This window comes from Micromonospora aridisoli (genome assembly GCF_056150025.1).
This window is the reverse complement of sequence record NZ_JAXCFK010000006.1, coordinates 74,829-98,804: the sequence shown is the minus strand read 5'-3', so window position 1 is coordinate 98,804 and position 23,976 is coordinate 74,829. Positions and strand designations below refer to the sequence as shown.

Below are 23,976 nucleotides of genomic sequence, written 5' to 3'. Positions count from 1 at the left end.
CAACTAGGGTATGTGCCCAGAGTCACTCACCGGCAGCAGCGCCGGCGGGTGGTAGCCCGACGCACACGGAGGTCACCGTGGCCCGCCAGTCGCCCCAACGGCCGGACGCCGACGAGCCCGAGCTCGATGACACGACCGGCACCATCGAGTCGGACGCCGAGCCGGCCGACTCCGTGCCCGACGCCGCCCCGGCGGAGGCCGCGAACCGCGCGCTCTGGGACGAGCTGCGGATCGACCCGGTGGAGATCGCCCTGCCGGCCGGCACCGGCTTCACCCTGCGGGCGTACCGGCCCGCCAACGAGCTGACGCCGACCGACGTGGCCGAGCGTGACGCCGACGACCCGTTCCTCGCCCGCCGGCAGGTCGTCGAGGCCGAGGAGGACGAGGAGGGCGACGTCGTCATCCTCGACGAGGAGGTCGCCCGGGAATTCGCCGATAGCGAGGACGACGAGAAGCGGGCGCGGGACGGCGACGCCACCGCCGACGGGAAGGACGACGCCGACGAGGCCACGGCCGACGAGGCGGGCGACGAGGAGGTGCCGGTCTTCCTGAGCCACCGGGGCCGGCTGCTGCTGTTCAAGACGCCCGAGTCCCTGGTCAGTTTCGTCCGTTCCGGCGCACCCAACGACCTGTCTCAGCTGGACAGTTGGGATGAACTGTCCGAACGGGTGGAACCGGCCGACATCGCGCCGCTGGACGAGGACGTCTACGAGCTCGACCTCGTGGTGGAGAACCTCCGTGGCGGGCACGACGCCTGGGATTCCACGCTGCTCATCGAGGCCGGCGAGGTCGCCCGTGACCTCGCGTACGCCCTGCGGTTGCCCGCGGTGCTGGACATGCTCTCCTCCGGCTCCAGTCTCGACGATCTGGACGAGGCTCTGCGGGCCTCGGTCGGCGGCGGCATCGGCGGCTTCATGGGACGGCGTAGGCTGAAGAAAATCGGGGCACAAACCGCAAGTCTGGGTTGGCGGACCATTGTCGGGAAGATCTCTGCGGTCGTGGACTGGCGCGACTGACCCGCACCAGGGAGCATCAGTCTCTGGCAGAGAAAGCCCTGTGTTCCGGGAGGAGGACGACGCCGTGGCGCTCGTGCGCGTGTACTGCGGTCTGACCTCGGCGGACCCGGCCGACCGACCGGTCTCGGCCGGCTCGGCGCTGACGTCCGCGGTGGTCGACGACGCAGGCCGTCTGCTGCATGTCTGCGAGATCGGCGACGACCCGACGGGTTACGCCCGGCTGGTCACGCTGCTCGTGGAGCGCTCAGGCGGGCCGAGCGGTGCGGCGATTGCCGCCGACAGCGACGACCACACGATCACCTCTCTGCTCATTGCCGCCGGTCGCCCGCTGGCGATCGCCGACGACGACTCGGTCGACGACTTCGCCGAACGGTTCGCCGACGACGACTCGCTGGAGGAGATGCAGTCACCGCCGGCCGTCCGGCGCGCCATCGGTCTCGCCCGTTCGCTACAGGCGGGGGCACTGTCGGCGGTGACCCTGCCGGCCCCCCGTGATCTCGCCGGGTACAAGCAGGTCCTCGCCGCGCACGCCGCGCTGACCAGTGGACGGCACTCGGCCGCGGTCGCGCTGCGCGAGGTGCTCCGTGAGCTCTACCCGGCCGCACTGCGCGCCTACCCCGACCCGGCCGAGCCGATCCCGCTGGCCGTGTTGGACGCGCTGCCCGAGCCGGGCATGCTCACCGACGCGGCCGGGCGGGGTCGCGACGCCGCCGTCACGGCGGACGCCGTCACCGCACAGCTCGCCGCGGAGGGCGTGGGCGACGCGGAGGCGATCGACGAGGCGGTCACCGCGCTGCGCGTCGCCATCTCCGAGACTCCCCGGCGCGCCACGGTCAACCGGGCCCTCACCTCCGCCGCCGCGGAGACCATCCGGCAGACGGTCGCCTCGGTGCGGGCCTGCAACGTGGGCTGTGAGGCGCTTGTGGACGCATTGCGTGCCCGCACCGCCGGGCCGGTGCAGGCGTCCGGCCGGCGGGCCGCCGCACGACGCGGCGAGCAGGTCGGCGAGCTGTCCACGACCGCCCCCGGCACCGCGACCGGTCTGCGTTCGGTGCGTCCCGACCGGCCCGAGCCCACCGGCGGCCGCCGCAGCCGGCCGGAGCCGGTGCCGGGCGGTGCCCTGCCGCCCTCCCCACGGCCCCTCGGGCCACCACCGGTGGCTCCGGCACCGGTGGCTCCGCCGCCGGTCGCTCCCGCCCCGGTGACGCCGGCCGCCCTCGCCGGTCAACCTGCCGCACCGTCGCGGGGCGAGTCACTGCCGTCACGCGGTGACGCGCCCACGAACCGGCCGATCTCCGCACCGCCTCCGCCGCCGCCCGGGATCACCCCGATCGCGCCGGCCCAGCGCGGGTCGATCCCGCCCGCCGACGCGGGTGAGCCGTTCCGGCCGACCCTCACCACCGCCGCGATCAACAGTGCGCGCGCCGAGCGTCAGCGCACCGTCATTCCGCCGCGCCCGAAGACCAACGGCGAACAACCGGCCCCGACCGGCGGTTTCAGCGCCACCGACCTCAGTGTCCCGGTGCCGACGCCCCGCCCGGAGCAGGAGAAGACCGCTCCTCCCGGGTCCCGCTCCAACTGGCCGCTGGTCAACAACCCGGAGAATCCGGCCGACACCTCGGCGCGCAACCCGGTCGTCGGCTCGTACGAGGAGCGTGGCCGGCGCAGTGCCCCGGAGACCCCCACCGACCACGGCGCGGACCGCCGGGTGACCCCGCCGTGGCTCGCCGACGACCTGCCACCGGAGCCACCCGTGCTGCGGCTGGTCGAGCCACCACCGCTGGCCGACCGTGCGTTGCGCAACGGGACGGAGCAGCCGCCGGAGACGCCGTCGCTACGGCTCGTCGACCGGGGTGGCCCGGAACGCGGCAACCGGGAGGCCGAGCGGCTGGAACTCCCGCCGGCCCGCCGGCCGGCGCCGCCGGTCGAGCACCGGCCGCCACCGGTCTCCGACGAGGGTGACGGGGACCTGCTGATCTTCGCGCAGGCCCGCTCCGCCTGGTTCGTGGGGCACGGCGAGGAGGCCGACCTGGACTGGTCGACCACGGCGGACAGCGGCTGGCAGGCCGCCGAACAGGCCGCCCGCCCCGCGGTGGGTGCCGAGACGACGGCAGGGCTGCCCAAGCGCGTACCGCAGGCCAATCTGGTGCCCGGCTCGCCGTTGCGCGAGGAGCGTCCGCTGCGGATAGTGCGGGACGCCGCCAGCCTGGCCGAGAACACCACCGGCTATTTCCGCGGCTGGCGCCGGGGGCAGGAGATCGGTGGGTTCGCGGTCGGCGGGCGCCCCGGGCGGGAGTCCGCCGGCGGCTGGGACTTCAGCCGCGACACCGGCGACCGCGACGACGACCGGGAGTACGAGTACCGTTCCGCCGGCTACCGCTCCTGACCACCGTCGCCGTGGAGGCCGTCGACAGGCGGTTGAAGCGCCGCCGAACCGCTCCCATAGGGCCTCTCACCTGCGTGTTTCTGCCCACACCCGAATAATTTGACGTCGGGTCGGCGAGGCCGGGAGCATACCCGCGGGAACAGCCGGCGGCAGGTCGCCGGGCGGGAAGGCGACTCATGGCGACACCGGTAACCGGCCCATCCGTGATCACCCGACGTGGCGTACTGGCCGCGGCGGCGGGCACTCTCCTGCTGGGCGCCTGCGGGCGCGGGGACGGGCGGGAGGACGTCGTCACCCGGCCCACCCCCGGTCACGAGCTGGTCGTCGGCGCCACGCTGGAGCTGAGCGGCCCGGGCGCGGCGCTGGGCGTGGTTCAGCAGCGCGCGCTGGAGATCAGCGCGGCGGCCCTCAACGAGAAGGGTGTGGCGGTCGGCAACCTCCGCCGGACGGTACGCGTCGAGGTGCTGGACAACCGCAGCGATCCCCGGCTGGCGGCCCAGCAGGCGACCGAACTGGGCCGCCGCGACGATGTGCACGCACTGCTCGGGGCGACCCTGGCGGAGACCTCGATGTCCGTCATCGGGGTGGCGCAGAAGCTGCGGCTGCCGTTCGTCTCGCTGGCGTTCGGCGACTCCATCGCCGTGCCGCTCGCCCAACGGGCGTTCATCTACAAGGTCACCCCGGACGCCGGTGACGTGGCCCGGCGGCTCGCTCAGCTCATTGACGCCGAAGGCCTGCGCAGCGTGGTGCTGCTGGCCGAGGAGGGACTGCACGGCGACTCCGGCGTGCGGGCCATGACCGGGGCACTGCGCACTGCGGGGGTGGGCCTGGCCCGCACCGTACGGCTGCCCGCCACCAGGACCGGCGCGGCCCGCGCCGCAGAACAGGCCGTGGCGGCCCGCGCGGACGGTGTGGTGGTCTGGGCCACCGCCCCCAACTCCGGAGTCGCCGCACGGGCGCTACGCGCCGCCGGACACGACGGTGAGCTGTTCTTCGACGCCGGGGCGGTGGCCGAGGAGACCCTGGACGGGCCGAACCTGCCGGCCGTCGAGGGTTCGTACGCGGTCCACCCGTCCTCGCTGGGCGGCTCCACCATCGCCAACAGCAGCGCCGCCGGGCGCGCCTACCGCGATCTCGTCTCGGCGTACATCCGCCAGCACGGCGCCTACCGCGGCTTCGCCCCGTACGCCTCGGACGCGCTGCTGCTGATCAGCACGGCGGCCCGGTTGGCCGACAGTGTGGACCGTGGGCGGTTGCGGGCGTACCTGCAGAACCAGGTCACCGACGGTATGGCCGGGATGTACTCGTTCACGCCCATCCGGCACAGCGGGATGGAACGCCACTCGCTCGGCGTGTACCGCGTCGACGGTGGGGCCTGGAACCGGCTCAGCTGACGACAGTGGGCGCCCCTGGGGGGGCGCCCACTTCTGTGCTCCGGCCAGCAACCGACGCCCGGTGTCGGCGGTAGCCGCCACCGGGCGTCGGAACGCTCGTCAGGCGGGCGCGACGGCCCGGGAGCGACGCATCGTGAGCACGTACTCGACCAGCGAGATCAGCACGTGCTTCGTCGACTCCCGGTTACGGGCGTCGCAGGCCACCACCGGCACGTCGCTGGAGATGGCGAGCGCCTCCCGAACGTCCTGCGGGTCGTGGTACTGCATCCCGTCGAAGCAGTTGATGGCCACCAGGTACGGCAGCCGCCGGTGCTCGAAGAAGTCGATCGCCGCGAAGCAGTCGGCCAGCCGACGAGTGTCCACCAGCACGACCGCGCCGATCGCGCCCCGGACCAGTTCATCCCACATGAACCAGAAGCGGGTCTGACCCGGCGTACCGAACAGGTACAGGATCAGGTCGCGGTCGATCGAGATACGGCCGAAGTCCATGGCCACCGTGGTCGTCGTCTTACCCGGCACCTGCCGGGTGTCGTCGACGCCGACCCCGGCGGAGGTCATGATGGCCTCGGTGGTCAGCGGCGTGATCTCCGAGACCGAGCCGACCAGCGTCGTCTTGCCGACGCCGAATCCACCGGCGATAACGATCTTCGCCGACGTCACGCGCCCGCTCGGGGTCGGCGGGCGGTGCGACATGTCAGAGCCTGCGAAGTCCACTCAGCACCCTCTCCAGCAGTTCAGTGCCCACCGCGTCGTCCGAGTCGTCCAGGATGGTCGGCTCGTGGACCGCGACCAGGCCGTCCGTCGCCATGTCGGCGATGAGCACCCGGGCCACGCCGAGCGGAAGCTGCATTCGCGCCGCGATCTCGGCGAGAGACTGCACGCGTCCGTCACACAGCGCGGCGATGTACTGGTGCTCACGGCCTTGGCCACCATTGCCAGTGGCAGCGGCCCGACCGCGCACCGTCGTCTCGACCAGCGCCTCCAGGGCGATGTCGAGGCGGGGACGGGTACGACCGCGGGTCACGGCATATGGACGGACCAATGCGCCCGTCGGCTCGTCACGATCAGCCATGTCGCCGCTCACCTCCTTCGTACCCGGCACCGGTTCCCACCGGTGCAACCCGTCGTATGCAGTGTTGTCGCCCCGCCTGCCCCACCGGCTGGCGCGACGATCAGCCCATCATCCCCACAGCCGTACGCGGCTGCGGGGTCAGTGCGTCGCCCACCCGGTCGACGAGCAGGGCCATCTCGTACCCGACCTGTCCCACGTCGCAACTGCGCGCCGCGAGCACCGCGAACGACGAGCCGTCGGAAATCGACATCAGGAACAGGAAGCCATTGTCCATCTCGACCACGGTCTGCAGCACGGCGCCTCCCTCGAAGCAGCGGGCCGCACCCTGGGTCAGGCTGACCAGACCGGAGGCGATCGCCGCCAGCTGGTCCGCCCGGTCCCGCGGAAGGTCTCGTGACGACGCCAGGAGCAGGCCGTCCGCGGAGACGGCGACAGCATGCGCGACACCGGGCACCCGATCGGCGAAGTTGGCCAGCAGCCAACCGAGATCCTGCGTACTAGTCATCCTTCTTGCTCCTTCTGCCCGCTCCCGGCCACCGGGCCAGAGCCAGACTGCGAGGATTGCTGCCCGCCCGGAGTTCCCTCCGGGCCGGTCGGGTTGCTGTCCGAGGGGTGACTACGTCCCCGCTGGACACCCCGGTGGTAGGCGGAGAGCAGACCGCGTACCGATTCCGGGTTGCGGCGCTGCACCGAGGTGGTCGGCTTCTCCACCGCCCCCGGCACGAGCTGCGCCATCGGCGTGCGCTTCGGCAGCCCGGTCTCGGTGGTGCCGACCACCGGCGCCTGGCTGGCGGCGGAGGCCGCCCGCCAACCGTCGTCGGCCGCGGTCTGCCAGATGTTCTCCTGTGGCGTCGGGCGCTGCGGGGGCGTGCTGTCGGCAGCCCCGGGACGGCGTCCGCCGCCCGCTGCCGCGCCGTTCCCGCCGGACGTGCCCGCCGCCGTCGGAGTCTGTGCCATTGGTGCGTTACCTGTCGTCCCGGTCTGGGTCTGCTGGACGGGCCGATTCGCGACGTCGACCGTGGAGAGCTGCTGGGTCGTCGCACCGGCGGTCGCCGACTGACGTGCGCCGGCCGACTCCTCCGGACCCGGGCGGCGGGTACGGAACCACGCCGACTCCAGCTCCCGGAAGATCGGCAGCTCCATCGTCTCGTCGGCGTACCGCTGCCGGTTCTGCGCCTGCGGCGGCGTGGGCGTGGTCGGCTGGTGCTGCGCCGGGGCCGGCCGCGCGGCCGGGGTCTGGCGTTGCACCCGAGGCAGCTCGGTGGTCATGTCCAGAGCGGCGGCCAGCCGCTCGGGCACCGGCGGCGCGGCCGGTTCCCCGGCCACCGGCGGCCATGCCGGGGGTGCCGAGGCCGCACCGGCGGTGGGTACCGCCGAGACGGGCCGCTGCGGCAGCGGACCGGCGGGCGGCGTCGACACCGGCGAGCCGGAGACGGGTGAGGCCGACACCGGGTGGCCGGAGACCGGGGCCGCTGAAACCGGCGGGGCGGAGTACGGCGTGCCGGAGACCGGTGGCGACGAAACCGGAGGCACCGGCGGAGCCGACACGGCCGGCGGCGCGTACGGCCGGGCCTCGGGGCTGCTCGGCAGCTGACGCGGGATGGCGGGCGGCTGGCCGCCCGGCTCGTCGGTGGATCGGCGCTGCGGCAGCGGGTCGATCTGGTGTCCGTTGGACGTCAGCGAGCCGTAGCCGTTGCCGTTGCCGTTGCCGCCGGTGCCGCTGGCACCGGTGAGGTCCGACCAGGCGGGCAGGTTGCCTGCGCCGCCCACGACGGCCGGCGGGCCGGAACCGTTACGGCTGGCCGGGTCGAAGGGCCGCCCGCCGAGGGTGACCTGGTTACCCGATCCACCCGGGGTACGCGAGGGTGGCACGGACGGCGTGGGAGCGCCGGTGCCGAGCGCGGCCAGCGCGCCGAACGCCGGGGTCGGCCCGGACGACGGGGTCGCCGCGGGCGGCAGTGCCGCAGCCTGCTGCCCACGGCCGGACAGCGCCCGAGGCACCAGCACGGTCGGCGGCAGCGTCACCTCGGCGACGGTCCCCCGGTCGCTGCCGGGCCGCAGCTCGACCTTGACGCCGTGCCGGGAGGCCAGGCGGGCGACCACGACCAGGCCCATCATCCGGGAGACGGCGACGTCCACCTGTGGCGGCGTGGCCAGCCGCTCGTTGAGGTCGGCCAGCTGCTCGCCGCTGATGCCGATACCCCGGTCCTCCACGTACAGCGAGGCACGATCGCCGACCCGGCGGGCCTCGACCAGCACCTGCGAGTCCGGCGGCGAGAAGGCGGTCGCGTTGTCGAACAGCTCGGCGACGAGGTGCACGAGGTCGTTGACCGCGTGCGCGGCGACCTCGATGTCCCGGTCGATCACTCCGAACTCGATCCGGGTGTAGTGCTCGACCTCGGACTGGGCGGCCCGCAGCACGTCGATCAGCGCGGCCGGCTCCCGCTGCACACGGGTCGAGTCGGCACCGGCGAGAACCAGCAGGTTCTCGTCGTTGCGGCGCATCCGGGTGGCGAGGTGGTCGAGCTGGAAGAGCTCGGCCAACCGGTCCGGGTCCTCCTCGCCGCGCTCCAGCCGGTCAAGGTGACCGATCAACCGGTCGACCAGGATCTGGGACCGGCGGGCCAGGTTGACGAACATGGTCGCGACCGACGCCCGCAGGGCCGCCTGCTCGGCGGCGGTGCGGACCGCCTCCAGGTGGACGGCGTTGAACGCCTCGGTCACCTGGCCGAACTCGTCCTTGCTGCGGACCGGCAGGGGTTCGGCGATCTGGTTGGCCAGCTGCACCGGCGAGAGCTGCCCGGTGACCTGCGGGTCACGCAGCCGGGCCACGGCCTGGGGCAGCCCGTACTGGGCGATGGAGAGCGCGCCCTGGCGCAACTCACGCAGCGAACGGGCCATCGAGCGGGCCACCAGGAACGCCAGGAAGATGGCCAGCAGCAACATCGTGAGCAGCAGGCCGGTCTCCAGGAACACCGTGCGCTGCACGTCGGAGCGGAGTTCGCCGGCCTGGGTCACCACGTCGGAGTCGAACTTCTGCTCCACCGAGCGGATCAGCTTGCCGTTGGCGACCAGCGCCGCGTCCCACTGCTCGGGGGTGAACGAGATGCCGGCGAGGTTCTGCGAGTTGTCGGCGTTGACCTGGCTGATGTAGATCGTCGCCTGCCGGCGGTCACCGCCGCCGATGGTCTGGGCGTGGAACTCCGCCTCTTCCTCGGTGGCGACGGCGTTGAAGCTCTGCTGCGCCTGCTGCTGACCGGTCTCGCTGGAGATGTAGTCGGTCCGCAGGGTCGAGCTCATGCCGTTCAGGATCAGCGCCCGATGGACCACCACCCGGCGGACGGAGAGCCACTCCTTTTCCCGGGCCACGGCGGCGGCGGCCCGCATCCGGTCGCTCAGGTCATTGTCACCGGCGAGCTGGCTGGCCGAGTCCCGGACGGTGAGCAGCTGGTTGATCAGCTCGTCGTAGGACTGGAGCGCGTCGGTGATCCGGAACTTGCCGTTGAGCACCTGGCTGCGGGTGCCCGGCAGGTCACCGAGGCGCTCGTCGATCTGGGAGAGCAGGCCCTGAAGGCTGGTGGGCAGGTCGGACAGCTCCGCCCGCTGCTGCGAGTAGGGGGCCTTGTCCCGGTCCACCCGCGCCGAGACCTCGTTGTAACGGGTGGAAGCCGCCTCCTTCGCCGGCGAGGCGGCCTGCTGCGGATCCAGGCCGAGCAGCAGTACGGCCGCGGTCCGCTCGTCCTGAAGACCGTCCACCAGCTCACCGGAGTGCCCGATGAGCTCGGCGAGGTCGCCGGCGCGGTTGGCGTCGTTGAGGGACTCCATGTGGTCGATCAGACCACTGGTACCCACGACGACCGTGGCGATGGTCGGCACGATCATGATGAGACCGAGCTTGGACCAGATCGGCATGTCGCGGAGCCGACCTGCCGGCCGGCGTAGACGCGACAGGAGGGAACCTGCCGTCTTCGGCCGTTTGCTCACGTCACCGCCCTCGTGATTGCAGCGTCCGCGTTGCCCCCGGACAACGCCCAGCAGCCGACCCGGCGGGTCGGACCATCCGAGATTCCATCACGCCGCTCCGGAAAGAGAAAGCCCAGGTTGGCCCCAGCCGAAGGTGTGATGAGATGTTGATGCAATTTGATCGCGGTCCGTCTGTTCGGAGTTACTTAAAGTAATGATCAACCCGCACCGAGTCGTCCTTCTAGCTGGCCCTTCCGGCTCCGGAAAGTCGTATATAGCGCGACAAACTGGGCTGCCAGTGCTCTGTTTGGACGATTTCTACAAGGACGGCGATGACCCAACGTTACCGAGACGGAACGGTCAGATCGATTGGGAGTCGCCCGGTTCGTGGGACGCCGAAGCGGCGATCGAGGTCATTGGCCAATTGGCCCGCCACGGGCGGGCGGACGTGCCCGTGTATGCGATCAATGAGGACCGGCGGGTGGCCACTCGGCGCTTCGAGCTGACCAGTTCGCCACTTTTCGTCGCCGAAGGGATCTTCGCCGCGGAGATCGTCGAGGAGTGCCGTCGACGCGGGTTCCTCGCCGGGGCGTACGCCCTGCGCCGGCCGCGCAGCGCCACCTTCCTCCGCCGCCTGGCCCGGGACCTCACCGAGCAGCGCAAGGGCCCACGCGTGCTGCTGACCCGGGGCGTGGCGCTGCTGCGTGCCGAGCCGGCCGTGCTGCGTCGGCAGACCGGGCTCGGCGCGGAGGCGGCCCGGGGTCGGGACGTGCTGCGCCGGGTGGCCGGTCTGATGGCTGCCGGCCACCCGCCGACGGCCTGAGCATCGGCGAGCCCGCGCTCAGCCCAGCAACTTGGCGTACGCCGGCTTGATCACCTCGTCGATGATCCGGAGCCGCTCGTCGAACGGGATGAAGGCGGACTTCATCGCGTTGATCGTGAACCACTGGAGTTCCCGCCAGCCGTAGCCGAACGCGTCGACCAGCAGGGCCATCTCCCGGGACATCGAGGTGCCGCTCATCAACCGGTTGTCGGTGTTGACGGTGACCCGGAAGCGCAGGTCCCGCAGCAGCCCGATCGGGTGCTCCGCGATGGACGGGGCGGCCCCGGTCTGCACGTTCGACGACGGACACAGCTCGAGCGGGATCCGCTTGTCCCGAACGTAGGCGGCCAGCCGCCCGAGCTGCGGCCGAGGTCCGGGGGTGATGTCGTCGACGATGCGGACGCCGTGGCCGAGCCGATCTGCCCCGCACCACTGGATCGCCTGCCAGATGGAGGGCAGCCCGAACGCCTCGCCGGCATGGATCGTGAAGTGGAAGTTCTCCCGCTGGAGGTACTCGAAGGCGTCCAGGTGGCGGGTGGGCGGGAAGCCGGCCTCCGCGCCCGCGATGTCGAAGCCCACCACACCGTGATCGCGGTGCCGTACGGCCAACTCGGCGATCTCCTGTGACCGGGCCGCGTGCCGCATGGCGGTGAGCAGTGTGCCGACCCTGATCGGGGTACCGGCCTCGGCGGCGAGCGTGCTGCCCTCGACGAATCCGGCCAGCACCGCCTCGACCACCTCGTCGAGGGTCAGGTCCTTTTCCAGGTGCTGCTCCGGAGCGAACCGCACCTCGGCGTAGACCACCCCGTCGGCGGCCAGGTCCAGAGCACACTCCCGGGCCACTCGGCGCAGGGCGGAAGCGGTCTGCATCACGGCGACGGTGTGGGCGAAGGTCTCCAGGTAGCGCTCCAGGGAGCCCGAGTCGGCGGCCGCCGCGAACCAGCGCCCCAACTCGGCGGGATCGGTGGTGGGCAGCTCATGACCGACCTCCGCGGCCAGGTCGACGATCGTCGCGGGCCGCAGGCCGCCGTCCAGGTGGTCGTGCAGCAGCGCCTTCGGCGCCCTGACGATGTCCTCGTACCCGATGCCCGTGCTCATCGCCGCTCGTCCTGCTCGCAACCCATGCTCCGACCCTAGTCCGCGACGTCCGACCGCCGACCGTGGACCCGGCCGGACACCTACCTAGACTCGACGTGTGAGACAGCCGTGATGGACCCCCGGGTGGTGGAGCGGTTGCGTTGCCCCGTCTGCCGCGAGCCGCTCGCCGAGGCGGTCACCGGTGACGCCCGGGCCCTGTGCTGCCCTCGCCGGCACAGCTTCGACATCGCCCGACAGGGCTACGTCAACCTGCTCGCCGGCCGCACTCGGCACGCCGGGGACAGCGCCGAGATGGTCGTCGCCCGGGCGGACTTCCTGGCCGCCGGCCACTACGACCTGATCTCCGCCGCACTGGCCGACGCGGCCCGCCTCGCCCTGGGCACCGGGCCCCGAACCGCAGCCGCCGGCGCCCCGAGCCTCGCGACCGGCGTCGGCGGGTACCCACTGGTGGTGGATGCCGGCGCCGGCACGGGCCGGCACCTGGCGGCGGTGCTGACGGCGCTTCCCCAGGCGACCGGTCTCGCCCTGGACGTTTCCAAGCCGGCCCTGCGCCGGGCCGCGCGGGCGCACCCCCGGATGACGGCGGCCCTCGCCGACACCTGGCGGCGGCTACCACTGGCGGACGCCTCGGCGGCGGTGCTGCTGAACGTCTTCGCACCCCGCAACGGCGCCGAGTTCCGCCGGGTCCTCGACCCGGCCGGACGGCTGCTGGTGGTGACCCCGGCCGCCGACCATCTCGCCGAACTGGTCGACCCGCTGAGCCTGCTCCGGGTCGACCCGGCCAAGGCCGAGCGGATCGCCGCCAGCCTCGGTGGACACTTCACCGAGGAGTCGACCACCGTGCACCGGCAGGAGCTGACCTTGACCGACTCGGAGGTCAGCACGCTGGTGGGCATGGGTCCGAGCGCCTGGCACACCGACCAGGCGGGTCTGGCCGATCGCATCGCCGCGCTGGGCGAACCGGTCCGGGTGACCGTGGCGGTACGCCTCGGCGTCCACCGGCCACGCTGACCGTTAGCTGAGCTAGGTGGAGAGGTCGACCTCTTCCCAGCCCGGGGGCTCGTCGTGGTACGGCCCGCGCAGGATCACCGCCCACTCCAGCGCCCACCGCCGCTGGCCGATCGCGTTGGCGTCCACCAGACCCGGCAGTGCCCGCCCGGCGCGGCTCACCTCCAGGTACGCCCAGTCCAGGCAGTAGTGCAGATCGAGCAGGGCCGCCGCGTCCGCCGGATGCTGTGGCGCGGCCAGGATCCGCGAGCGCCACTGCCGGAAGGTCTCCCCCTCGGCAATGTGGGGCAGCCGCTCCACCAGCCGGTCGTCGGTCGGCATGGTCGGATCCAGTTGCTTGGTCAGGCCCAGCACCCAGGCCAGCGAGAACAGGGCGTCATGGTGCAGCACGAAGGAGCGGTGGTCGCCCTTGGCCCCGGTGACGAACTGGAACTCCGGCGGAGTGACCATCTCCACCAGATGCGAGGCGAGCAGCCAGCTCATCGCGGCCTGGGGTGGCATCCCGAAGCAGCGCGCCAGGATCAGGTGCAACACCGCGATACGGGCCTCGATCTCCGCCGTCGGCCGTAGCTCGATGTCGTCTCCTGGCTCCCAGACCAGCGGAAACTGGGGTGGCGGCAGGGGCAGCCGCAACCGGGACAGCTCCTCCAGGCTCGCCTCACGCACCTCGCGGGGGTCAGGGGCAGGCACGATCACGGCAACATCCCTGTCTGATAACGATGTCTCGGCGCCGACAGTCCCCCCTGGCCTGGGAGAATAGCGGCCCTCACGCTCCGGCACCATGGGCCGGGCCAGGGTTTCGTCACTCGACGCGTTCGATCACGAGCGGTCGGACGGCCGGCGGTCGGGCGGCGACGGTCACCGCCCGGGCGGCCTCCGCCAGCGCCGCCGGGATCAACTCGGCCCGCTCGGCCCGCAGCTCGTAGAGGGGCTCCCCGACGCGTACCGGGTCGCCCGGACGCTTGTGCAGCAACACCCCGGCCGGCACGCTCACCGGGTCCTCCTTGCGAGCCCGACCCGCGCCGAGCCGCCACGCGGCCACCCCCATGGCGTACGCGTCGACCGCCGCGACGTGACCGTCCGTGTCGGCGCGGACCACCTCGACCTCCGGCGCGGTGGGCATCCGCGCGTCCGGATCCCCACCCTGCGCCCGGATCATCGACCGCCACACGTCCATGGCCCGCCCGTCGGCGAGCGCGGCGGCGGGATCCGCGTCGGGGAGGCCGGCCGCGTCGAGCATCTCCCGGGCCAGCGCCAGGGTCAGCTCCACCACGTCGGCGGGCCCGCCACCGGCGAGCACCTCCACCGACTCGGTCACTTCGATGCCGTTGCCGATGGCCCGTCCGAGGGGGGTCGACATGTCGGTGAGCAGGGCGACGGTCTTCACCCCGTGCGCGCCGCCCAGCTCCACCATGGTCCGGGCCAGTTCCCGGGCGTCGTCGACCGACTTCATGAACGCGCCGGAACCCACCTTCACGTCCAGCACCAACGCGCCGGTTCCCTCGGCGATCTTCTTGCTCATGATCGAGCTGGCGATCAGCGGAATGGCCTCGACGGTGCCGGTGACGTCGCGCAGCGCGTACAGCTTGCGGTCGGCCGGAGCCAGGCCCGACCCGGCGGCGCAGATCACCGCGCCGACGTCGCGCAGTTGGCCGATGAACTCCTCGTTGCTCAACGCCGCCCGCCAGCCCGGGATCGACTCCAGCTTGTCCAGCGTGCCGCCGGTGTGCCCGAGCCCGCGCCCGGAGAGCTGTGGAACCGCTGCCCCGCAGGCCGCGACCAGCGGGGTGAGCGGCAGGGTGATCTTGTCACCGACCCCGCCGGTCGAGTGCTTGTCGACGGTCGGCCGGGCCACCGACGAAAGGTCGAGCCGCTCGCCGCTGGCGATCATCGCAGCCGTCCACCGCGCGATCTCCGGACCGGTCATCCCGTTCAGCAGGATCGCCATGGCCAGCGCCGACATCTGCTCGTCGGCCACCGCCCCCCGGGTGTACGCGTCCACCACCCAGTCGATCTGCGCGTCGGACAACACCCCGCCGTCCCGCTTCACCCGAATAACATCAACCGCCGCAAAAGCACTCATCAGATCGATCTTTCCTAGTCGAATGGCGATACCGGTTCGCCCAGCGCGCCCACCGAGGGGATGGGCCGACCGTGCCCGGCGGAGGGATCAAGCCTGACCGCCCGGAGCCGGGTACGGTCGGCCCATCCCCCAAGCTCAACCGCCCCAGCGAACCGGGATCTCCGCCGGCGGCTCACCCTCACCGGCCCAGAAGATCGTGCCGGACGCGTCGACCACCACCACCCGGGGCGTACGCGCCAACCCCCAGCCGATCGCCTCCGCCGGCTCTTCCCAGCTCGGCCCCTCCTCCAGCACCCCGGTCTCGGCGCCCGCGTCGTCGCCGGCAGAACGCTCCCAGTAGGCCGTCCACACCTGCTGCCCGGCGGAGAGGTCGGGGTGCACGAAGACGGTGCCCCGCCCGCGCCACGCGGCCAGCCGGTCGGGAACCACCGGCACCGGCCGCTCCCCGGTGACCGCCTCGATGTCCGCCACGTCGAAGGCGTGCGGCAGCAGCTCGGCCATCCGCAACGGGCCGCCCTTGGCCTCGATGAGGCACTCCGGCCCGCCCTGCTCCCACAGCAGCTGCCGGCAGCGCCCACATGGCATCAACGGCTCACCGGTGGCGTCGACGCAGGACAACGCGACGATCCGACCACCGCCGGTGGCGTGCAGCGAGGAGACCACCCCGCACTCGGCGCAGAGCACCACGCCGTACGCGGCGTTCTCGACGTTGCAACCGACCACGACCCGTCCGTCGTCGACCAGTGCCGCCGCTCCCACCGGGAACTTCGAGTACGGCACGTACGCGTGCCGCATCACCTCGGTGGCGGCGTTCCGCAGCCGCTCCCAGTCGATCTCCATGGTCCGCTCCCCCTGGGTCAGCCCTTGATGTACGGCTTGCCGTCGGCGGCGGGTGCCCGCACCCGACCGACCAGCCCGGCCACGGCCAGGATCGTCGCCAGGTACGGCAGCATCGCCAGGAACTGGCCCGGGATCACACTGTTGATCGCACCCAGGTAGGTGGCCAGCTGGTCGGCGAAACCGAAGAAGAGCGCGGCGAGCAGCGCGCCGGTCGGGCTCCACCGTCCGAAGATCAGTGCGGCCAGGGCGATGAAGCCCTTGCCGCCGATCATGTTCTTGGTGAACGAGAAGAGGGCCAGCGTGTAGGAGGCACCACCGATACCGGCGACGGCACCGGCCATGATCACGTTGCGGTAGCGCAGGCCGAGCACCTTCACACCCAGCGTGTCCGCCGCCGTCGGGTGCTCACCGACCGACCGGGTCCGCAGCCCCCACCGGGTACGGAACAGGGCGATGTGGATCACGAGCACCAGCAGCAGCGCCAGGTAGAGGAAGATGTTGCCCCGGAACAGCGCCGGCCCGAGCACCGGGATATCCGCCAGCAGCGGGATCTCCCAGTTGCTGAAGCGCGGCGCGCTGTTGTAACGCGCCGCGTCGGTCTGCATCAGCCGCTCGTAGAGGAAGCCGGTGATGCCGACCGCCAGCAGGTTCAGCACGATGCCCATGACCACCTGGTCGACCAGGTAACGGATGCTGAACACGGCCAGCAGCAGCGAGATGAACGACCCGCCGATGGCGGCGGCGAGGAGTCCCACCCAGACGCTGCCGGAGATGCTGCCGAACAGCGCGCCGCTGAAGGCGCCCATCAGCAGCTGCCCCTCGATGGCGACGTTGACCACGCCGGACCGCTCACAGAGCACACCGGCCAGCGCGCCGAAGATCAGCGGCAGGGCGAGCAGGAAGGTGCCCCGCACGATGTTGACCAGTGGCATGAAGTTCTGCCCGGTCGGCGCGGCGGAGACCTGCCAGCACAGGAAGGAGAGCACGAAGGCGACCAGGCCGACGGCGAGCAGCGGCACGAACCAGCGCTTCGACAGGCCGGCGAACATCACACCGCCGGCGGCGATCGTGATCAGGCCGAAGACGATCGCCCCGATGGTGCCGTTGACCTCCAGTGCGGCACCGGCGGCGTCCTCGCTGAGCGTGAAGCGGGCCTGCTCGCCGGTGGCGAGGGCACCGAACAGCACGGTGGCCAGCAGGCCGAGGGCCAGCAGCACCAGGCCGACCTTGCGGGTACGGGTCCAGAAGCCCTCGTCGACGGGCGCGACCGCGACGTCGGGAACAGCCGTGGTGGACATGCCTCACCAGCCCTTCGCGAGGCTCGTCTGCAGCCGGGCGGCCCGCGCGGCCCGGAGCTGGAAGATCGCCTTCACCAGGGCCGGCGCGGCGATGAAGATGACGATCAGGGCCTGGAGCACGGTGACCAGCTCCAGCGAGATCCCCGAGTACGACTGCATCCGGTTGCCGCCGGCCTGCAACGCACCGAACAGCAGCGCGGCCAGCGCCACGCCCCAGGGTTTCACCCGGCCCAGCAGGGCGACCAGGATGCCGTCGAAGCCGATCTGGGCGACCACCAGGGGGGTCAGGGCCGCGGCGGTGGTGCCGAGCACCATCTGCGAGCCACCGAGGCCGGCCAGAATTCCGGCGAAGACCATGATCAACACGTACGTCCGGGTGACGCTGATGCCGGCGGTGCGGGCGGCGTCCGGGTTGGCGCCCACGGCCCGCAGCTCGAAGCCGAGCGTGGAGCGGTTGAGCAACCAGGCGACCGCCCAGGTGGCCAGGACGGCCAGGATGATGCCGGCGTGGGCGCGCAACCCGTCGCCGAAGAGTCTCGGCAGTTGCGCGGAGGCGTCCACCGGCCGGCTGATCGCGTCGGTACGGTTCGGGTCCTGCACCCCGTTCTGCACGATCAGCCAGGTGAGGAAGTAGACCGCGATGTAGTTGAGCATGATCGTGTTGATCACCTCGTGGGCACCCGTGCGCGCCTTGAGGATGCCGGGGATGAAACCCCAGACCGCCCCGCCGAGCGCCCCGGCCAGGACGGCGACCAGCAGGTGCAGCCCGGGCGGCAGCGGCAGCAGGAAGCCGGCCAGCGCGGCCAGGATGACGCCCATGGTGGCCTGCCCCTGGGCACCGATGTTGAACAGGCCGCCGCGGAACGCCAGGGCCACCGACAGGCCGGTGAAGACCAGCGGCGCGGTGTAGGTGAGCGTTTCCGAGATCGGGCTGAGCGCCTGGTTGACGGTGGTCGCGGCCGGGTCGAAGACCGAGCCCTTGAACAGGTTCGCGTACGCCTCGCTGACCAGCGTCCAACTGGCGTTGATCGCGTCCGACGGGCGGGCGGTGATGTAGCCGTAGGTGGCCAGCACCTCCGGGTCGGAGATGATCATCAGGACGGCACCGACGATCATCGCCAGCACCAGCGAGAGCAGGGTCACCGTGAAGGTGTTGGCGGCCCAGAGGTTCTCCAGGAAGAGCCGCCCCAGCGTCGGGCGCGGTCCGGGCCCGCCGGGCGTGGTGGCCGCCTCGGCCCGTTCGGTGTTGCCGAGCGCGGTGCGGGTGGCCTGGTCCTCACTCGCCGGTTCCTTGTCCGGGGAACCCGACTGGGCGTTCGGGTCACTCATGCCGGCAACTCCGCTCCGCTCCGTGCAGGCCCGCCGTGCCTGATGGTTCGCTCGCTCATCGGTCCTTCTCGTTCTCGTTGCCGGGACCCTCGACCGGCGCCACGCCGTCGGTGGTGGCCGGGACGTCGCGGTCGGTGGTGGCCGGGGTGCCGACGTCGGACGCGGCGTCCGCGTCGGTGGTGGCCACCACCTCCCGGTCGGTGGTCGCCGTCGGCGGTTCCCCGGCGTCCGGCGAGCCGGTCGTCGCGTCGGCACCGATGCCCGCCATCAGCAGGCCGATCTCCTCGCGAGGGGTGTCCGGGCCGACGATGCCGATGATGCGACCGCGGTACATCACCGCGATCCGGTCGGCCAGGCCGATCACCTCGTCGAGTTCGCTGGAGACCACCAGCACGGCGGTGCCGATGTCGCGCTCGCGGATGATCCGGCTGTGGATGAACTCGATCGAGCCGACATCCACGCCCCGGGTCGGCTGGGCGGCGATGAAGAGCTTGAGCGGCCGGGACAGCTCCCGAGCCACGATCACCTTCTGCTGGTTGCCGCCGGAGAGGGTGCCGACCGCAGCCTCGGCCGAGGAGGTGCGTACGTCGAACTGCTCGATCCGTTCCCGCGCCGACGTGGCGATCTCGTTCGGTCGCAGCGACAGGCCCCGGCCGAAGGGCGGCCGGTCGTACATGTCGAGCACCAGGTTCTCCGCGACGCTGAACTCCTTGACCAGACCGTCGACGCTGCGGTCCTCCGGCACGTAGCCGACACCCGCCCGGAGCACCTTCTTGGTCGACCAGCCGTCGACCCGCTGCCCGTCGAGGGTGACCGTGCCGGCGAGCACCGGGCGCAGCCCCATGATCGCCTCGATCAGCTCGGTCTGGCCGTTGCCCTGCACGCCCGCGACGCCGAGCACCTCGCCCGCGCGTACGGTCAGGTCGACGCCGTCCACTGCGCGGACCTGGCGGTCGTCGTCGACGACCAGGCCGGAGACCTCCAGCACGGGCTCACCCGGGGTGGCCGGGGCCTTGTCCACGGTGAGCCGGACGGTACGGCCGACCATCAGCGCGGCCAACTCGTCGCGGCTGGCCTCGGGCGACGCCGTGCCCACGGTCTTCCCGCGCCGGATCACCGTGATCCGATCGGCGATCGCCTTGACCTCGCCGAGCTTGTGGGTGATGAAGACGATCGACTTGCCGGCGGCCTTGAGCGCCCGCATCACGGTGAGCAGTTCCTCGGTCTCCTGCGGAGTGAGCACCGCGGTGGGCTCGTCCAGGATGAGCAGGTCCACGTCCCGGGTGAGCGCCTTGACGATCTCCACCCGCTGCTGGACGCCGACCGGCAGATCCTCGATCACCGCGTCCGGGTCGACGCGCAGGTTGTACCGCTGGGAGACCTCGGCGACCTCGCGCCGGGCGCGGCGCCGGTCCAGGAACCCGGTGATGCCGCCGCGCACCTGCTCGGCGCCGAGCATGATGTTCTCGGTGACGGTGAAGACGGGCACGAGCATGAAGTGCTGGTGCACCATGCCGATGCCGGCCGCGATCGCGTCGGACGGGCCGCGCAGCTTCAACGGCTCGCCGTCGACCAGGATCTCGCCCTCGTCGGGCTGGTAGAGCCCATAGAGCACGTTCATCAGGGTCGACTTGCCCGCGCCGTTCTCGCCGAGCAGGGCGTGAATCTCTCCAGGCTCCACCGTCAGGTCGATGTGGTCGTTGGCGACCAGATCACCGAACCGCTTGGTGATGCCGCGCAGTTCGAGTCTCAGCGCAACCTCCTGGAGTGCGAAGCGATGGTGCAGCGTAGCTGCTGGCGAGCGGGCCCGGCGTCGGCCGGACCGGTGGCGCGGATCGGCCGCTGCGGCACGGCGGGTCTCCCCCGCGCCACAGCGGCCGGATCATGTGTGGCAGTGCTCGCCGGCCGCCCCCGGTGATCGTCTCACCGGGGGCGGCCGGCGACGGGTCACTTCGGCTGGGCGGCCGACTCGACCTTGACGGTGCCGGCGGCGATGTCCGCCTTCAGCTTGTCGACCTCGGCCTTCAGCTCGGCCGGAACCTTGTCCTCGAAGTCGTGGTACGGAGCGATCGACACACCCTCGTTGGCCAGGGTGCCGATGAAGCCCGGGCTCGCCTCGAGCTTCTCGCCACCGGCGGCCTTGAGCACGGCCTCCTTGACCGCGCCCGGGATGTTCTTCACCACGGTGGTGATGATCGCCGGGCAGTTCGGGGTGCTCTCGCAGCCGTCGACGTCCACCCAGATGGTGTTGTACTTGCCGTTGGAGGCCTGGGCCGCACCGGTGGTGCCGAGGCCGGCGCCGCCGGCGACCGGCATGATGATGTCCGCGCCCTGGGCGACCAGCGCGTCGCTGACCTTCTTGCCCTCGTCCTGCTTGACGAAGTCGTTGGTGAAGGAGCCGTTCTGGGTCTCCTTGTTCCAACCGAGAACCTGGACGTTCTTGCCCTTGGCCTCGTTGTAGTAGGCGACCCCGTCGGCGTAGCCGTCCATGAAGATGGTCACCGGCGGGATCTTCAGACCGCCGTAGGTGCCCACCTTGCCGCTCTCGGTCATGCCGGCGGCCACGTAGCCGGCGAGGAAGCCGGCCTGGGCGGTGTCGAACTGCATCGGGTAGACGTTGGCCACGCCGGGGTCCGCGTCGACGATGCCGAACTGCTGGTCCGGGTTCGCCTCGGCGATCTTCTTGGTGGCGTCGCCCATCAGTCCACCGACGGCCAGGATGAAGTCGCAGTCCTGGTTGACGTACTGGGTGAGGTTCGGCTCGTAGTCCGCCTCGGCCTTGGACGCGACGTACTTGATGTCGATGTCGCCGTTCTCCGCCTTGGCGTCCTCCAGACCCTTCCAGGCGGAGGCGTTGAACGACTTGTCGTCGATGCCGCCGACATCGGTGACCATACAGGCGGTGTACTTCTCGCCGCCGGAGCCGGCGTTGTTGTCCTCATCCGGCGCCTCGCCACAGGCGGCGGCGCTCAGTACGAGCCCACCCGCCGCGATGATCGAGGCGATCCGCATCCCACGCACCGAGCGCAAGACGTCTCCTTCCCATTGCACACCGCGTTGTACGCGGTGGCAGCCCTTGAACCGGCCTGCGCCTTGCCGCCGGCGTCCCACGTTACGGGAGCAGAGCGTACGCCCGCGCCCACCTGCCGACCGACAATCGTGCAGGACTGTTGGAGGCCTGTTACCCCTACGTAATGCTCGGGTGGGGCAGATCACTCAGGGTGTCGGCAGGTGGGCGGACGAGTGTCCGGAAAGTCCGTTTCCGATGGCCGGCCGCCCGGCCCGACGGTCACCTCCAGAAGACCGCCACGGCCGCGTTGACCAGGGTCAATCCCACGATGGCGAGGAAGTGCCCCCGGTTGACCTCCGCACGCTTGCGGGAGAAGAAGACCATGACGAAGATCAGCAGAGCGAGCACCAGCTTCGTCACAAGTTTGGCGGGTGCCGGCTCGTCGCCGTCGCGCAGTGGCGCACTCAGGCCGATGCCGGTCAGCAGACCGATCACCGACCCCCACAGCATGGCCAGGTTGATCCGGATCTTGCCGGTGATGTATTGGGCGATCGCGCCACCCAGCAGCAGCGCGAACCCGATCAGGTGAACGTAGAGAAGGATGAGTCGAAGTGCTTCCACCCGACCCATCCTGCCCTATCAACGACGGTTTGTAGTAGAGGCGGTTCCGGTCAGCCCTTCGTGCCGCCGGCGGTCAGGCCGGAGACCAGGTGCTTCTGGGCGAAGAAGAAGACCAGCCCGGCCGGCAGGGTGACCAGGACCGCCGCGGCCGTGAGGTACTCCCACTGCGGGTTGAACTGCGGCACGAACTGCTGGAGCCCGTACGCCAGGGTGAACTTGTTGTCGGTCTGGATGAAGGCCGACGCGTACGCCACCTCGCCCCACGCGGTGAGGAAGGTGTAGAAGGCGGTGACCGCCACGGCCGGGCGGGCCAACGGCAGCACCACCCGCCAGAAGGTGGCGAACGGACCGCACCCGTCCAGCGCCGCCGCCTCGTCCAGCGAGGTCGGAATGGAGTCGAAGTAGCCCTTCAACATCCAGGCGCAGAACGGCACCGCGATGGTCAGGTACGCGATGATCAGCGCGGGCATGGTGTTGATCAGCCCCAGCCGGGCCATGATCGTGTAGATCGGCACGATCAGGATGGCCACCGGGAACATCTGGGTGACCAGGAAGACCATCATCAGCGGTCGGCGACCCGGGAAGTTGAACCGGGACACCGCGTACCCGGTGGTGGCCGACAGGAAGATGCCGATGGCCATGGTGAAGGCCGCGACGACCACCGAGTTCAGGAACCACCTCGGAAAGTTCGTCTCGGTCAGCACGTAGCCGTAGTTGGCCAGCGTGGTGTCCCGGAACAGGGTCAGCTCGCTGCTCTGGATCGCGTACCCGGGCTTGAGCGAGGAGAGCAGCACCCAGGCGATCGGCCCGATCGCGATCAACGAGGCCAGGATCAGCGTGCCGTGCAGCAGGAAGGACCTCGCCGGGCTGCGTCGGCTGCGTCCGGGCCGTTGCACCGTCCGGGTCTTCGCCAGGGCCGGACCGGCGACCGCTTGGGCCGCCGGAGGCGGCGACGTCACCTGGCTCATGTCACCACACCTCGCCTTGCTTGCGCAGTGCTCGCCGGTAGAACACCGAGAACACCAGCAGGATGGACAGGATCAGGACGCCGTAGGTCGAGGCCAGCGAGTAGTTGCGGATGCCCTCGAAGGCCGCCCGGTAGGCCCCGGTCACCAGAATCTCGCTCTGCCCGGCCGGCTGCCCCTCGGTCACCAGGAAGATGATCGGGAACATGTTGAACGTCCAGATGGTGCCGAGCAGGATCACCGTCATGCTGACCGGCCGCAGGCCGGGCAGGGTGATGTTCCGGAACCGTTGCCAGGCCGAGGCACCGTCGATCTCGGCCGCCTCGTAGAGCTCGGACGGGATGGTCTGCATGCCGCCGAGCAGCGCCACCATCATGAACGGCACACCCAGCCAGATGTTGGTGACGATCGCGGTGAGCAGCGCGGTCCACCGGTCGGCGAACCAGGACACCGGATCGATGCCGAGCGCGGTGAGCAGCGCGTTGGCCAGGCCGAAGCGCTCGTTGAAGATGAACTTCCAGGCGAACGCGCTGACGAAGGCCGGCACCGCCCAGGGCAGCACCAGCAGCACCCGGTAGAGGCCCCGGAACCGCATCGGGCGGTTGAGCATGGTGGCCAGGCCGAGGCCCAGCCCGAAGTGGAAGGCCACGCAGACGAACGTCCAGATCAGCGTGGTGCCGGTCCACTGCCAGAACTCGCCGACCTCGCCGGTGAGCACCCGTACGTAGTTGTCGAGGCCGATGAACTCCCACTTGTTGGGGTTCTCCCGGCAGACCTCACTCCCGGTGATCGACCTTGTGCAGATCTCGGCGACCTGGTTCGCCTCGTTGAGGTTGGTGAAGGAGAGCCAGATCCCGCGGAACAGCGGGTAGAAGATCAGAACCGCCAGGACGATGACGACGGGCAGGACCATCGCCCAGGCGTACCAGTGCTTCTCCCAGCTGCGACGCAGCCGGGACGGACGAGCGGATCGGCCGGACGGCGGCGAGGGCGGCGCCGGATCGGCTGTCACGGTGGTCATCAGCTGCGCTCCAGAGGAGAGGTCCGGCAGGGCCACGGACCGTTACGGT

General features: G+C 71.1%; 20 protein-coding genes. 5 read left to right on the top strand and 15 right to left on the bottom strand.

All coding sequences use genetic code 11. The features are described from left to right. Positions 1-77 precede the first annotated feature (77 nt). The 3 genes from SM447_RS14845 (at position 78) to SM447_RS14835 (ending at position 4,796) form a co-directional block, all read left to right on the top strand. Positions 78-1,016: a DNA primase gene (locus SM447_RS14845; RefSeq protein ID WP_474573371.1), complete on the top strand. Its 939-nt coding sequence runs from the start codon at positions 78-80 to the stop codon at positions 1,014-1,016. 40 nt (positions 1,017-1,056) lie between these two features. After that, complete coding sequence (locus SM447_RS14840) at positions 1,057-3,402, top strand: transposase (RefSeq protein ID WP_474573370.1); 2,346 nt, start codon at positions 1,057-1,059, stop codon at positions 3,400-3,402. 203 nt (positions 3,403-3,605) lie between these two features. Beyond that, positions 3,606-4,796, top strand: coding sequence for an ABC transporter substrate-binding protein (locus tag SM447_RS14835; RefSeq protein WP_474573369.1), 1,191 nt, complete (start codon positions 3,606-3,608; stop codon positions 4,794-4,796). A 99-nt stretch (positions 4,797-4,895) separates the two neighbouring features. Here SM447_RS14835 and SM447_RS14830 read toward each other — a convergent pair whose 3' ends face one another. The 4 genes from SM447_RS14830 to SM447_RS14815 all read right to left on the bottom strand — a co-directional run bounded on the left by SM447_RS14830 (position 4,896) and on the right by SM447_RS14815 (position 9,852). Continuing rightward, positions 4,896-5,489, bottom strand: a complete 594-nt coding sequence (locus SM447_RS14830; RefSeq protein WP_088969745.1) for a GTP-binding protein — start codon at positions 5,487-5,489, stop codon at positions 4,896-4,898. Position 5,490: 1 nt separating this feature from the next. Beyond that, positions 5,491-5,868 (bottom strand): DUF742 domain-containing protein, encoded by a 378-nt coding sequence (locus tag SM447_RS14825; protein WP_091634396.1) that lies wholly within the window; start codon positions 5,866-5,868, stop codon positions 5,491-5,493. A 100-nt stretch (positions 5,869-5,968) separates the two neighbouring features. Beyond that, on the bottom strand, positions 5,969-6,373 hold the full coding sequence (locus SM447_RS14820) for a roadblock/LC7 domain-containing protein (protein ID WP_013731521.1): 405 nt from the start codon (positions 6,371-6,373) through the stop codon (positions 5,969-5,971). Then, positions 6,370-9,852 carry a sensor histidine kinase gene (locus SM447_RS14815; RefSeq protein ID WP_474573368.1) on the bottom strand — a complete coding sequence of 1,161 codons (3,483 nt, stop codon included), beginning with the start codon at positions 9,850-9,852 and terminating at the stop codon, positions 6,370-6,372. Before SM447_RS14815 ends, SM447_RS14820 begins: the two co-directional genes overlap by 4 nt. A 460-nt stretch (positions 9,853-10,312) precedes the next feature. On the opposite strand from SM447_RS14815, the gene SM447_RS14810 reads away from it, so the two are divergent. After that, positions 10,313-10,654: a hypothetical protein gene (locus SM447_RS14810; protein WP_474573367.1), complete on the top strand. Its 342-nt coding sequence runs from the start codon at positions 10,313-10,315 to the stop codon at positions 10,652-10,654. Positions 10,655-10,672: 18 nt separating this feature from the next. Here the strand turns inward: SM447_RS14810 and SM447_RS14805 are convergent, their stop codons facing one another. After that, the gene (locus tag SM447_RS14805) at positions 10,673-11,752 is read right to left on the bottom strand and encodes an adenosine deaminase (protein WP_474573366.1); all 1,080 of its coding nucleotides are present in this window, start codon (positions 11,750-11,752) and stop codon (positions 10,673-10,675) included. Positions 11,753-11,863: 111 nt separating this feature from the next. Here SM447_RS14805 and SM447_RS14800 point away from each other — a divergent pair, with 111 nt between their 5' ends. Further along, a complete protein-coding gene (locus SM447_RS14800) occupies positions 11,864-12,763 on the top strand; it encodes a putative RNA methyltransferase (protein WP_474573597.1) in 900 nt (299 codons plus the stop codon). Positions 12,764-12,775: 12 nt separating this feature from the next. Here SM447_RS14800 and SM447_RS14795 read toward each other — a convergent pair whose 3' ends face one another. From SM447_RS14795 to SM447_RS14750, 10 genes are all read right to left on the bottom strand, one after another. Next, complete coding sequence (locus tag SM447_RS14795; protein WP_474573365.1) at positions 12,776-13,456, bottom strand: DUF4272 domain-containing protein; 681 nt, start codon at positions 13,454-13,456, stop codon at positions 12,776-12,778. 106 nt (positions 13,457-13,562) lie between these two features. Then, on the bottom strand, positions 13,563-14,843 hold the full coding sequence (locus SM447_RS14790; RefSeq protein ID WP_474573364.1) for a thymidine phosphorylase: 1,281 nt from the start codon (positions 14,841-14,843) through the stop codon (positions 13,563-13,565). A gap of 135 nt (positions 14,844-14,978) precedes the next feature. Beyond that, entirely contained in the window at positions 14,979-15,683 is a 705-nt protein-coding gene (locus SM447_RS14785; RefSeq protein WP_474573363.1) for a cytidine deaminase, read from the bottom strand. Positions 15,684-15,700: 17 nt separating this feature from the next. Beyond that, positions 15,701-16,981 carry an ABC transporter permease gene (locus SM447_RS14780; RefSeq protein WP_474573362.1) on the bottom strand — a complete coding sequence of 427 codons (1,281 nt, stop codon included), beginning with the start codon at positions 16,979-16,981 and terminating at the stop codon, positions 15,701-15,703. A gap of 3 nt (positions 16,982-16,984) precedes the next feature. Then, the gene (locus SM447_RS14775; RefSeq protein WP_474573361.1) at positions 16,985-18,310 is read right to left on the bottom strand and encodes an ABC transporter permease; all 1,326 of its coding nucleotides are present in this window, start codon (positions 18,308-18,310) and stop codon (positions 16,985-16,987) included. 55 nt (positions 18,311-18,365) lie between these two features. Continuing rightward, positions 18,366-20,003 (bottom strand): ABC transporter ATP-binding protein, encoded by a 1,638-nt coding sequence (locus SM447_RS14770; RefSeq protein ID WP_474573596.1) that lies wholly within the window; start codon positions 20,001-20,003, stop codon positions 18,366-18,368. 254 nt (positions 20,004-20,257) lie between these two features. Further along, the gene (locus SM447_RS14765) at positions 20,258-21,322 is read right to left on the bottom strand and encodes a BMP family lipoprotein (RefSeq protein ID WP_474573595.1); all 1,065 of its coding nucleotides are present in this window, start codon (positions 21,320-21,322) and stop codon (positions 20,258-20,260) included. Between the two features lie 277 nt (positions 21,323-21,599). Next, positions 21,600-21,941 (bottom strand): hypothetical protein, encoded by a 342-nt coding sequence (locus tag SM447_RS14760; RefSeq protein WP_474573360.1) that lies wholly within the window; start codon positions 21,939-21,941, stop codon positions 21,600-21,602. A gap of 50 nt (positions 21,942-21,991) precedes the next feature. Continuing rightward, entirely contained in the window at positions 21,992-22,909 is a 918-nt protein-coding gene (locus SM447_RS14755; RefSeq protein WP_474573359.1) for a sugar ABC transporter permease, read from the bottom strand. Position 22,910: 1 nt separating this feature from the next. Beyond that, complete coding sequence (locus SM447_RS14750; protein WP_474573358.1) at positions 22,911-23,927, bottom strand: carbohydrate ABC transporter permease; 1,017 nt, start codon at positions 23,925-23,927, stop codon at positions 22,911-22,913. Between the last annotated feature and the right edge of the window lie 49 nt (positions 23,928-23,976).